Origin of the sequence: Paraburkholderia fungorum, assembly GCF_902833645.1 — a bacterium.
GTDB classification, from domain to species: Bacteria; Pseudomonadota; Gammaproteobacteria; order Burkholderiales; family Burkholderiaceae; genus Paraburkholderia; species Paraburkholderia fungorum.
Window position 1 is genome coordinate 99755 of sequence record NZ_CADFGE010000001.1, and the last position, 11730, is coordinate 111484.

Sequence of the window (11730 nt, forward strand, 5' to 3'; positions counted from 1 at the left end):
CGTCAAGCCCCCAGAACGTACTCCGCGGCCGCCTGGCCGGCCGCCACGCCGGAGGCCCACGCCCATTGGAAGTTGTAGCCGCCGAGCCAGCCGGTCACGTCGACCGCCTCGCCGATGAAGTACAAACCCGGCGTGCGGGCGCTCATCATCGTCGCCGACGACAGGTCGCGCGTGTCGATCCCGCCGCGCGTGACTTCGGCCTTGCGATAGCCTTCGGTGCCATTCGGGGTGAGCGTCCAGCGCGACAAGGCCTCACCGACGCGGCGCAGGGTCTTGTCCGGCAGGTCCGCCACACGCGCTTCGGCAGGAATCTGGTGGGTTTCGAGCCAGACGTGGGCAAGCCGTTGCGGCACCCATTCCGAGAGCAGATTGGCGATCTGGCGCTTCGTGCCGGTTTTGGCTTCCAGCAACGCGGTCGTCGCGTCCTGCTCGGGCAGCAGATTGATGTGAATCGGCTCGCCGGGCTGCCAGTAGCTCGAAATCTGCAGAACGCCCGGACCCGACAGTCCGCGGTGGGTGAGCAGCAGGTCTTCGTTGAATTCCGCGCCGGTCTTCTTATTGCCGGTCGCCAGTTGCACCTCGAGCGACACGCCGGAAAGCGCCGCGAACGGCTCCCAGTCGGCTGGTGCGAAGGTCAGCGGGACCAGCGCGGGGCGGGTGTCGATCAGCTTGTGGCCGAATTGCTTGGCAACGCGGTAGGCAAAATCCGTGGCGCCGATCTTGGGAATCGACAGGCCGCCGGTCGCCACCACGAGCGCGCGGGCCGTGATCGGACCCGAGTGGGTATCCAGCGTGAAGCGCCCTTCGGCGTCATGCCGCACCTGCTCGACCGCGAGCGGCGTGCGCCACGCAATGCGGCCCGCGTCGCACTCGCTCTTCAGGACGTTGATAACCGCGTCGCTCGACTGATCGCAGAACAACTGCCCCTTATGTTTCTCGTGCCATGTCACGTGATGGCGTTTGAGGAGCGCCATGAAGTCGCGCGGCGTGTAGCGCGCCAGCGCCGAGCGGCAGAAATGGGGGTTGGCCGACAGGTAATTGGCCGGTCCGGCGTACAGATTCGTGAAGTTGCACCGGCCGCCGCCGGAAATGCGGATTTTCTCCGCGAGGCGCTGCGAGTGGTCGATCAGCACCACGCGCCGGCCGAGTTGCCCGGCCACGGCCGCGCACATCATGCCGGCCGCGCCCGCGCCGATCACTGCGATATCGAAGGATTCCATGGGGCCGCATTGTACCCGCGCGTCTGCGGCCCCTCGCCCGCGCTGCTATACTTTCAGGCTTGCCTTTTCATATTTGGACGCCGGGTTGGTTCACTCGCGCGCCCGCTCAAACCCACCCAACATGCTCGTTCTCGGCATCGAAAGCTCCTGCGACGAAACCGGTCTCGCGCTCTACGACACAGAGCGCGGGCTGCTCGCGCACGCGCTGCACTCGCAAATTGCGATGCACCGGGAGTATGGCGGCGTGGTCCCGGAGCTGGCCTCGCGCGACCACATCCGGCGCGCGCTGCCGCTGCTCGAAGAGGTGATGGAAGGCGCCGGCGCGGTACGCGGCGACATCGACGCAATCGCCTATACGCAGGGGCCCGGCCTCGCGGGCGCATTGCTGGTCGGCGCGAGCGTCGCCAATTCGCTGGCCATGGCCTGGGACAAGCCGACCATCGGCATCCACCATCTCGAAGGGCATTTGCTGTCGCCCCTGCTGGTGGACGAGCCGCCGCCGTTTCCGTTCGTCGCGCTGCTGGTGTCGGGCGGCCATACGCAATTGATGCGCGTGACGGACATAGGCGTCTACGAAACACTCGGCGAAACGCTGGACGACGCCGCCGGCGAAGCCTTCGACAAAACCGCCAAACTGCTGGGTCTCGGCTATCCGGGCGGCCCGGAAGTATCGCGAATGGCTGAATTCGGCACACCCGGCGCAGTCGTGCTGCCGCGCCCGATGCTGCATTCCGGCGACCTCGATTTCAGCTTTAGCGGGCTGAAAACCGCCGTCCTCACGCACGCCAAGAAGCTCGGCGGCGCGAATATCTGCGAGCAGGCAAAGGCCGATCTGGCCCGCGGTTTCGTCGACGCGGCCGTGGAAGTGCTGGCGGCGAAATCGCTGGCCGCGCTCAAACGGACCAAGCTCAATCGGCTGGTGGTGGCAGGCGGTGTCGGCGCGAACCGGCAGCTGCGCGAAGCCCTTTCCGCCGCGGCGAAGAAACGCAATTTCTTTGTGCACTACCCGGATTTGTCGCTGTGCACGGACAACGGCGCGATGATCGCGCTGGCAGGCGCATTGCGATTGCAGCGCTGGCCCGATCAATCGGCTAAAGACTACGCGTTCACCGTGAAGCCGCGTTGGGATCTGACCTCACTCGCACGCTGAATACCGCGACCTGATGGCGTAAAAAAGCCGCTCTGTTGAGCGGCTTTTTATTTGAGCATTGGGTCGAGCCTGCGCAAATCACGCTACCCGCTTATCCCGCTCGATCACGGCATACGCGCTGTGATTGTGAATCGATTCGAAGTTCTCAGCTTCGAGCACATACGCGACGATGCGCTCGTCCGCGTTCAGACGTTGCGCGACATCACGCACGAGGTCTTCGACGAACTTCGGATTTTCGTACGCACGCTCGGTGACGAACTTTTCGTCCGGACGCTTGAGCAAGCCCCACAGTTCGCACGAAGCTTCTTCTTCAGCGATGCGAACCAGTTCTTCCACGGCCACGTCGCCCGCCAACTCGGCATTGATCGTGACGTGCGAGCGCTGGTTGTGCGCGCCGTACTGCGAGATCTTCTTCGAGCACGGGCACAGACTCGTGACCGGCACCAATACTTTAAGGAACAGACGCGTTGCGCCGTTACGGGTCTCGCCCGTCAACGTCACTTCATAGTCGAGCAGACTTTGCACGCCCGACACCGGCGCGGTCTTGTTCACGAAGTACGGGAACGATACTTCGATACGCCCCGCCTCCGCCTCGAGCCTTTCGAGCATCGCGGCAAGCATGGTGCGGAACGTAGCAGCCTCGAGCGGAGCCTTGTTCTCTTCAAGCAGCGCGACGAAACGCGACATGTGCGTGCCCTTCTGATCGGCCGGCAGATGCACGTCGAGATTCCACGTGCCGACCGAGGGCTGTACTTCGCCGCCTTGCGTGCGCACCGTCAATGGATGACGCACTGCCTTGACGCCGACTCGTTGAATCGGAATCTGACGCGTATCGGGCGTGCTTTGCACGTCGGGCATCACAAAGGCGGGGTTCATCTGGTTCATATTCTTGTCCTTTCAAGAAAACGCCGGGCCATCCCAAGTTTCCGCTCCGAGGAAAGTCCCCAAGGAAGATTAGCGGATTGCCCCATTAGGGGTTGTCGCGAAGCGACAGATTTGGGTGCCTTCAGCGACCCTGCAAGTCAGGCCGCACAATGGCGAACGCCGGCCCCTGCCGGCGTTGAATGATGGACCCGAAGGTCCATCGACTCATGTGGAGATTGCTATGGCCGCCATAGCCGCAGCATTGCACACGGCGGGGCGGCTGAATGACTCAGGCAATCGACGACACAGTTAAGTAACGCAACTCGGTGACCTAACTAAGCAACTTCACTAAGCGCCGCAGTTAAGCAACCCGCTTCACCGAGGACTGACCGGCGACCGCGCCGCTGGAAAGAAAGCGTTCGCGAATCGACTTTGCGATGCCCGTAGCGTCGAGACCGCACGCGGCGAGCAGTTTGGCTGGATCTCCATGATCGATGAAGCGATCCGGAAGGCCCAATTGTAGTACGGGTCGCATAACCCCACTCTCAAGCAGGGCTTCGACGCAGGCAGAGCCCGCGCCGCCCATCACGCAGCCTTCTTCGACCGTGACGATGGCGTCGTGCGTTTCAGCCAGTTGGCGAACCAGCTCGGCGTCCAGCGGCTTCACGAAGCGCATGTTCGCCACCGTGGCGTCCAGTTGCTCAGCCGCCGCGAGCGAAGGTGCAACCATCGTGCCAAACGCCAGAATCGCGATCCGCTTGCCGGCCGGTTGCGACGTTTCGCGACGGATCTCGCCCTTGCCGAGCGGCAGCGCCGTCATCTGCTTGACGGTGGCCACGCCCGTGCCGGCGCCGCGCGGATAGCGCACTGCCGTCGGGTTCGGCTGCTGCAATGCCGTGTACAGCATCTGACGGCATTCGTTTTCGTCCGATGCGGCCATCACCGTCATATTCGGGATGCAGCGCATGAACGCCAGATCGTAAGCGCCCGCGTGCGTCGCGCCGTCCGCGCCGACCAGACCCGCCCGGTCGATGGCGAACACCACCGGCAGGTTTTGCAACGCGACGTCGTGGATCAACTGATCGTAAGCACGTTGCAGGAAGGTCGAGTAGATCGCGACCACTGGCTTCATGCCGTCCGCGGCCAGACCGCCGGCGAACGTCACCGCGTGCTGCTCGGCAATACCGACGTCGAAGTAGCGATCCGGGAAGCGCTTCTCGAACTCGACCATGCCCGAGCCCTCACGCATGGCCGGCGTGATGCCGACCACGCGCGCGTCCAGCTCGGCCGCATCGCACAGCCATTCGCCGAACACCTGCGTATAGGTCTTCTTCGACGGCGTGGTGGCCGGCTTGATGCCTTCAGCCGGATTGAACTTGCCCGGACCGTGGTACAGCACCGGATCGGCTTCGGCCAGCTTGTAGCCCTGACCCTTTTTCGTTACGACGTGCAGGAATTGCGGACCGCGCAACTCCTTGATGTTCTGCAAAGTCGGGATCAGCGAATCGAGATCGTGACCGTCGATCGGGCCGATGTAGTTGAAACCGAACTCTTCGAAGAGCGTGGCCGGCACGATCATGCCCTTCGCGTGCTCTTCGAGCTTGCGCGCGAGATCGAGCATGGGCGGCGCGACACGCAGCACGCGTTCGACACCCGCACGCGCGGCGGCGTAGAAGCGGCCCGACATCAGGCGCGCCAGATGGCGATTCAGCGCGCCGACCGGCGGCGAAATCGACATGTCGTTGTCGTTCAGGATGACCAGCAGCGGCACGTCGTCTTCGACGCCGGCGTTGTTCATCGCCTCGAAAGCCATGCCGGCCGTCATCGCGCCGTCGCCGATCACGGCGATGCCCATGCGGTTCTCGCCCTGCAGCTTGCTGGCAACGGCCATGCCGAGCGCGGCCGAAATCGAGGTGCTGGAGTGGGCGGTGCCGAAGGTGTCGTATTCCGACTCGTCGCGCTTCGGAAAGCCCGAGATGCCGCCGAGCTGGCGCAGCGTGTGCATCTGGTCGCGGCGGCCCGTGAGGATCTTGTGCGGGTAGGTCTGATGGCCGACGTCCCACACGATCCGGTCACGCGGCGTGTCGAACACATAGTGCAGAGCAATGGTCAACTCGACCGTGCCGAGATTGGACGAAAGATGGCCGCCCGTCTGCGATACGCTGTCGAGCACAAAAGCACGCAACTCGTCGGCAAGCGGTTGCAATTGGCGGCGATCAAGGCGGCGCAAAGCTGCCGGGTCGTCGATGGTTTTCAGCAAGTCGTACATCGTCGTTCCATTGTAGGAAAACTTACGCGCCCGCACTTCATACATGCACCTCGTAGCGAAGGTGCGCGGCGGCGGGCTTTCGCGTTCAGCTAACCCGGTTCACCACCAGGTCGGCCAATTCGGCCAGACGCTGCGCGCGCGCGCCAAACGGCGCAATCGCAGCGTGAGCGTCGCTGCGCAGTTGCGCGGCAAGCGCACGCGACGCATCTAGCCCAATAATCGACACGTAGGTCGGCTTGCCGTCCTTCGCGTCTTTACCTGCGGTCTTGCCAAGCGTCGCGGAATCGGTCGTGACGTCGAGAATATCGTCGACAACCTGAAACGCGAGGCCGACAGCGGCCGCATACGCGTCGAGCGAGCGCATGGCGTCCGCATTCGGCGTTTCGCCCGCCAGCGCGCCCATGCGCACCGCGGCGCGCAGCAAGGCACCGGTTTTCATCCGGTGCATGGTTTCCAGTTGGGCGCGCGTCAGCGTATGGCCGACGCTCGCCAGGTCGATAGCCTGACCGCCGCACATGCCGATCGAGCCGCTCGCCAATGCCAGTTCACGCACGAGCGACGCCTGCTGCGCCGGCGCCAGCACGTCCGACGTCAGCGCGACGAAGGCCTGCGCCTGCAGCGCGTCGCCGACCAGGAGCGCCGTGGCTTCGTCATATTTGACGTGTACCGTGGGTTTGCCGCGACGCAGCGCGTCGTCGTCCATGCAGGGCATGTCGTCGTGCACGAGCGAGTACACGTGGATCATTTCCAGTGCCGCCGCTGCCGCATCCAGGCACTCGGCGCGCGCGCCGGTCAACTCGCCGGCCGCGTGGCACAGCAGCGGGCGCACCCGCTTGCCGCCGCCCAGCACCGCATAGCGCATGGCTTCGTGCAGTTTGGCCGGCTCGGTCGCCTGCGTGGGCAGATAGTGTTCCAGTGCCGATTCGACGCGTTCGAGTACCGCGCGAGTCCATTGTTCGAATGTCATAGGTCGTCCCCGCTTTCAGTAGCGGCTGTGCCTGCGGTATTCATGGGCAGCGGCTTGAGCGTCTCGCCATCGAGCACGCGCACCTGCTGCTCGACCTTCTCGAGCTGCTGCTGGCAAAATGCGACGAGAGCCGCACCGCGCCGGTAGGCGGCGAGCGACTCCTCGAGGCTGAGGTTGCCGCTTTCCATGCGCGCAACCAGCGCCTCCAGCTCAGCCTGGGCCGCTTCGTAATTCTCGGGCAGCGGCGTGGTGTCGACGCCTTCAGCCGACGCGGCAGCAGTATCTTTCGACGCGGTCTTCGCCATGAATAGTCGCAAAATTAAAACAAGTCGGACATTCTACGGCAAAAGCGACATTTCCGATCCCATCGCCGACCCGCGCCTCGCCATTACCCCCCGTATCCGACCCTCAGTCTCGCAGAAAAAAATCGATTGGTCTGCGGCGAAAACCGTGAACTTCCCCGACATTTTTGACCCAAATCAGGCACTTAAGCGCCCCAGACAAGGGGAATCGGGTATAATCGCGGGCTCCCTAAATCGAATCCATCGATGGTTGGGTTGTTCACTGCTTTCACGTCTTCACGGGAGTGGGAATGTCCAATCTGAGCAATGCATTGCAGTTGCGGTCTGTCCACAGCCAGCTGCCAGTCACGGCTTACTTTGACGAAGCGCTTCTAACGCGCGAAATCGAAACCCTTTTCAAGAAAGGTCCTCGCTACATCGGCCACGATCTCATGGTGCCCGAAGTGGGGAATTATTTTGCTTTGCCCAGCGAGAGCGAAGGGCGCGTACTCGTCCGTAACCAGCAGTCGCAAGTCGAACTGCTGTCGAACGTGTGCCGCCACCGGCAAGCCATCATGCTCAATGGCCGCGGCCAGGCGGAGAACATCGTCTGCCCCCTGCACCGCTGGACGTACGACCTGAATGGACAACTCCTCGGCGCACCGCATTTTGCGGACAACCCCTGTCTGAATCTCGGCGCCACGCCGCTGCAGAACTGGCAAGGCCTGCTGTTCGAAGCGCAGGGGCGCGACGTCGCGCGGGATCTGGCGCGCCTCGGCACCAAGCAGCACTTCGACTTTTCGGGCTTCATGTTCGATCACGTCGAAGTGCACGAGTGCAATTACAACTGGAAGACCTTCATCGAGGTCTACCTGGAGGACTACCACGTCGCGCCGTTCCATCCGGGCCTCGGCAGCTTCGTCAATTGCGACGACCTGACCTGGGAATTCGGCGAGTGGTACAGCGTGCAGACGGTCGGCGTCCACAAGGATCTGGAGCAGCCGGGCAGCCCAACGTACCGTAAATGGCACGACGAGGTGCTGCGCTTCCGTGGCGGCAATCCGCCCGAGTTCGGCGCGATCTGGATGGTGTACTACCCGGGCCTCATGATCGAGTGGTATCCGCACGTGCTAGTCGTGTCGTGGCTGATTCCGCGCGGTCCGCAGAAAACCACCAATGTGGTGGAGTTCTATTACCCTGAGGAAATCGCGCTGTTCGAACGCGAGTTCGTCGAAGCCGAGCGCGCCGCGTATATGGAAACGGCTCGCGAAGACGACGAGATCGCCGAGCGCATGGACGCAGGCCGCCGCGCGCTAATGGAACGCGGCGAATCGCAGGTCGGCCCGTATCAGAGCCCGATGGAAGACGGCATGCAGCACTTCCACGAGTTCTTGCGGCGCGAACTCGGCACGATCTGATCAGCGCACGCTCCGGGCGTGCTCCGCATGCATCGGCGTTTGAACCGACCCTTGCGCGAGTGGCATCTAAGCATGGAAAGACGGGCTTCGGCCCGTCTTTTTTTGTTTAGACTATCAGTATCGTTCGGCCATTCGCTAACGGCGCCAAGCCGCCGGGCGAGCGCCACAATCGCCCGCTTTACAACCATCTTGCCTGGGACCGGAGACGTCATGCCGCACACTCACTACACCACCCTCATTTCCGCGGCCAATCTCGCGGAACGGCTGGCCGCCGCGCCAGGCAGCGTGTTCGTCGTCGATTGCCGTTTCGATCTGGCCGACACCGAGGCGGGCGAGAAAGCCTATCTGGCCGGGCATTTGCCCGGCGCGCATTATCTGAACCTCGATCGCGATCTGTCGGGGCCGAAGAACGGCACCAATGGCCGCCATCCGCTGCCGGATCGCGCGCGGCTGGTGGAGACGCTCGAGTCCCGCGGACTCAAGCAGGGTCAGCAGGTGGTCGCCTATGACGCGCAGGGCGGCATGTACGCCGCGCGCGCGTGGTGGCTGCTGCGCTGGCTCGGCCACGACGCGGTTGCGTTGCTCGACGGTGGCTTGCAGGCCTGGCAGGCCGCCGGCCATGCGCTGACGCAGGATGTCCCGGCGCAAAACACCGGCGACTTCAAGGCCGGCGCACCGCTTTCCGTCACCGTCGACGCGCAGACGGTCGAGCGCAATCTCAACACGAAAGAACGCGTGGTGGTCGATGCGCGCGCGAACGATCGCTATCGCGGCGAGAACGAGACGCTGGATCGCGTCGGCGGCCATATTCCCGGCGCGCTCAACCGGTTCTTCAAGGACAATCTCACCGCCGACGGCCGTTACAAACCGGCCCACACGCTGAGGGAGGAATTCCATGCGTTGCTGGGCGATACGTCGCCGGAACACGTCGTGCTGCAATGCGGCTCGGGCGTGACGGCATGTGTGAACGCGCTCGCCATGGAAGTCGCCGGCATGCACGGCGCGGCGCTGTACGCGGGATCATGGAGCGAATGGAGTTCTGACCCGAAGCGGCCGGTTGCAACGGGTCCGAATCCTTAAGCGGTCCGTCAAGCAGGACTTTTACATTCTCCAGCCGAGCGCATCGTCACGCCGCTACGGCACGTCAAACGAAGGTATCGAACGCGCCCCTTCAGGCGACGCCATGCTGCTTGAACCACGCCAGCGCACGTCGCCAGCCATCTTCAGCGTCAGCTTTCTTATAGCTCGGCCGGTAGTCAGCAAAGAATGCGTGACCCGCATCGTCATACACGACGAATTGCGAGCCGCGCCCGGCCTGCGGACCCTGCGCGATGGCCTGCTTCATCTGTTGAAGTGTGTCTTGCGGGATGCTCTGGTCCTGGCGTCCGTATAAACCCAGAACCGGCGCGTGCAACTGCGCCACTTCGTCGAGTGGGTTGGCCGGCGTCATCGCGGTTTTCTGGCCCGTTACGCGCCCATACCAGGCCACGCCTGCCTTTAGCCGCGGATTGTGCTCGGCATATAACCACGCAATCCGGCCACCCCAGCAGAAACCGTTAACACCCAGCCGGCTCAGATCGCCGCCGTGTTCACCCGCCCACGCGACGGTTGCATCGAGATCGCCCATGACCTGGTCGTCCGGCACCTTGCTGACCAGTTGATCGTTGAGCTGCTGCATGCTCGTGTACACGCCCGGATCGCCCTGCCGTTCGTACAGATTCGGCGCGATCGCCAGATAACCCTGTTTGGCGAAACGCCGGCACACGTCGGCGATATGCTCGTGCACGCCGAAAATCTCGTGCACGACAATGATTACCGGCAAATGCGTCTTGCCCTTGGGCTGCGCGCGATAAGCCGGCACCAGCGTGTCGCCCGACTGCACCGCGACCTCGCCGGCCTCGAGGCCGTCGCTATCGGTATGAATGGTTTGCGCCGACACCGGCAGCACAGCAGCGGCGAAACCGGTGCCGAGCGCGGCCTTGATGAAGGTACGCCGATTGAAAGGAACGTGCGGGATCAGGCTGTCGATTTCGGGTTTCAGCATGCGGCGCTCCTCGCGGAAAGATTGGATGCAACAGGATACGCTTCACCCGCATCCTGTTGCAGATGCATCCTTTCCCAGCGCGTTCAGCGTCTAGCCTTCAGTGCAGCTTGACCCGCGGCAGCGTGGTGCGCCGCAGCCAGTGCGCGAAGGTATCGAGCACCATCCGCGCGTAGCCGTGCAGCGCCGCGATATGCAGCCGGTAAAGCGACATGTACATGAAGCGCGCAAACAGCCCTTCGATCAGCATATTGCCGCCGATCACGCCACCCATCAGATTGCCCACCGCGCTGAAGTGCCCGAGCGACACCAGCGAGCCGAAGTCGCGGTAGGTGAACTCCGGCAGCGGTTTGTTCTCGAGCCGGGCCGCCAGCGCTTTCATCAGGAAGCTTGCCTGCTGGTGAGCCGCTTGCGCACGCGGCGGCACGTTGCGCTCGTTGCCCGGCCATGGGCAAGCCGCGCAATCGCCGAGCGCAAAGATGTTGTCGTCGATTTCGGTTTGCAGCGTACGGCGCACGATGAGTTGCCCCAGCCGGTTGACCGGCAGGCCGTCGAGTTCGCTCAGGATGGCCGGTGCCTTGATGCCTGCTGCCCATACCGTCAGATCGGCGCGCACCGTCTTGCCGCTCGCCGTGCGGATCATGCCGGGCGCAACTTCCGCCACGGTCTCGCCGATCATCAGCTTCACGCCGAGCTTGGTGAGCAACTCGGCGGTAGCGGCCGATACACGCTCCTGCAAAGCCGGCAAAATGCGCGGCCCCGCCTCGATCAGCACAATGCCGACGTCGTGCCGCGGATCGAGCTTATGCAGCCCGTAAGCGGACAACACCTGGGCCGTATTGCGCAATTCAGCCGAGAGTTCGACGCCCGTCGCGCCGCCGCCGACGATCGCCACCTGGATGCGCGGCTCTGACGAAACCGCCGTGCCCGGGGTCGATTCAACGGGTTCATGCGCCTGATGCTCCGCGCGCATGCAGGCCGCGATCAGGCGCTTGCGGAAGCGCTCCGCCTGGGCGACCGTGTCGAGCGCGAGCGAAAACTCGGGCGCACCCTTCACGCCGAAAAACGCCGTGGTGCTGCCGATCGCGATGATCAGCGTGTCGTATTCGAGTTCGCGCGCGGGTAGTAATTCGGCGCCGTCGTCGTCGAGCACGGTGCCGAGCGTCAGACGCTTGTTCGCGCGGTCCAGACCGGTCAGATCACCCTGCTGAAACTCGAAGCCGTGCCAGCGCGCTTGCGCCGCATATTCGAGCTCCTGGGTGAACGGGTCCATGCTGCCGGCTGCCACTTCATGCAGTAGCGGCTTCCAGATATGAGTTGGATTACGGTCGACGAGCGTCACTTGTGCGCGCACGCCGCCTTTGTTCTTGTGGGGCGCATAGCGGTCGCCTAAGCGCGTCGCCAGTTCCAGCCCCCCCGCGCCTCCGCCAACGACGATAAAACGATGCATTGAACTCTCCGTATTTGCCGATGGGTTATGCGTCGCGACGGCGCGCCTCAAGCCTCCCCCAGGCTTCAAG

General features: G+C 63.6%; 10 protein-coding genes. 3 read left to right on the forward strand and 7 right to left on the reverse strand.

Features of this window, described 5'->3' with window-relative positions:
- Positions 1-2: 2 nt before the first annotated feature.
- A complete protein-coding gene (locus HWX91_RS00425; protein WP_028196179.1) occupies positions 3-1220 on the reverse strand; it encodes a BaiN/RdsA family NAD(P)/FAD-dependent oxidoreductase in 1218 nt (405 codons plus the stop codon).
- Between the two features lie 121 nt (positions 1221-1341).
- Here HWX91_RS00425 and tsaD point away from each other — a divergent pair, with 121 nt between their 5' ends.
- Complete coding sequence (tsaD, locus tag HWX91_RS00430) at positions 1342-2370, forward strand: tRNA (adenosine(37)-N6)-threonylcarbamoyltransferase complex transferase subunit TsaD (protein WP_028196178.1); 1029 nt, start codon at positions 1342-1344, stop codon at positions 2368-2370.
- Positions 2371-2448: 78 nt separating this feature from the next.
- On the opposite strand, the gene folE2 is transcribed toward tsaD, so the two are convergent.
- The 4 genes from folE2 to HWX91_RS00450 all read right to left on the reverse strand — a co-directional run bounded on the left by folE2 (position 2449) and on the right by HWX91_RS00450 (position 6775).
- Positions 2449-3255, reverse strand: coding sequence for a GTP cyclohydrolase FolE2 (gene folE2, locus HWX91_RS00435; protein WP_028196177.1), 807 nt, complete (start codon positions 3253-3255; stop codon positions 2449-2451).
- A gap of 340 nt (positions 3256-3595) precedes the next feature.
- The gene (gene dxs / locus HWX91_RS00440) at positions 3596-5503 is read right to left on the reverse strand and encodes a 1-deoxy-D-xylulose-5-phosphate synthase (RefSeq protein ID WP_028196176.1); all 1908 of its coding nucleotides are present in this window, start codon (positions 5501-5503) and stop codon (positions 3596-3598) included.
- 85 nt (positions 5504-5588) lie between these two features.
- Complete coding sequence (locus HWX91_RS00445; RefSeq protein ID WP_028196175.1) at positions 5589-6470, reverse strand: polyprenyl synthetase family protein; 882 nt, start codon at positions 6468-6470, stop codon at positions 5589-5591.
- The gene (locus HWX91_RS00450; RefSeq protein ID WP_028196174.1) at positions 6467-6775 is read right to left on the reverse strand and encodes an exodeoxyribonuclease VII small subunit; all 309 of its coding nucleotides are present in this window, start codon (positions 6773-6775) and stop codon (positions 6467-6469) included. The genes HWX91_RS00445 and HWX91_RS00450 overlap by 4 nt, the downstream gene beginning before the upstream one ends.
- Positions 6776-7062: 287 nt before the next feature.
- Between HWX91_RS00450 and HWX91_RS00455 the strand changes: the two genes are divergently transcribed.
- Positions 7063-8169, forward strand: coding sequence for an aromatic ring-hydroxylating oxygenase subunit alpha (locus HWX91_RS00455; protein ID WP_028196173.1), 1107 nt, complete (start codon positions 7063-7065; stop codon positions 8167-8169).
- A gap of 210 nt (positions 8170-8379) precedes the next feature.
- On the forward strand, positions 8380-9249 hold the full coding sequence (locus HWX91_RS00460; RefSeq protein WP_028196172.1) for a sulfurtransferase: 870 nt from the start codon (positions 8380-8382) through the stop codon (positions 9247-9249).
- A gap of 91 nt (positions 9250-9340) precedes the next feature.
- Here HWX91_RS00460 and HWX91_RS00465 read toward each other — a convergent pair whose 3' ends face one another.
- Both HWX91_RS00465 and HWX91_RS00470 read right to left on the reverse strand, forming a co-directional pair.
- Positions 9341-10213 (reverse strand): dienelactone hydrolase family protein, encoded by an 873-nt coding sequence (locus HWX91_RS00465; protein ID WP_028196171.1) that lies wholly within the window; start codon positions 10211-10213, stop codon positions 9341-9343.
- A gap of 97 nt (positions 10214-10310) precedes the next feature.
- Positions 10311-11660, reverse strand: a complete 1350-nt coding sequence (locus HWX91_RS00470; RefSeq protein WP_028196170.1) for an NAD(P)/FAD-dependent oxidoreductase — start codon at positions 11658-11660, stop codon at positions 10311-10313.
- Positions 11661-11730 lie beyond the last annotated feature (70 nt).